General features: G+C 28.2%; 1 pseudogene. It reads right to left on the minus strand.

From position 1 onward, the window contains the following. Nucleotides 1-301, minus strand: a pseudogene (locus tag M9Q43_RS14170) (hypothetical protein); the annotation flags it as partial.

A 301-nucleotide genomic window follows, 5' to 3' on the forward strand; every position in this document is an offset into this window, starting at 1 on the left:
TATCATCTTCATAAATACCAAACTTATTAGCATTGCAAGAGAATAAGAAAATAAAATTGTTTCTATTTCCGTTGTAATATTGTTCTTTTTGCTCCGTAAACTTTAAGCATTTATCTAATAATTCATCAGTCGTAAGGTCGTGTTTGACTTCTCTTATTGGTTCTGATTTCAATGGTTTAACTTCATCCTTTAGTTCAAAAATTACTGCATTTTCATTTATAAATAATTCTGTATCACAAGAAACAAAACACAATCGGGTAATGTCTTTACATTTTGCATCAAAATCATAACCTGATAACTC

Origin of the sequence: Flavobacterium odoriferum (genome assembly GCF_025499515.1) — a bacterium.
Taxonomy (GTDB): Bacteria; Bacteroidota; Bacteroidia; order Flavobacteriales; family Flavobacteriaceae; genus Flavobacterium; species Flavobacterium odoriferum.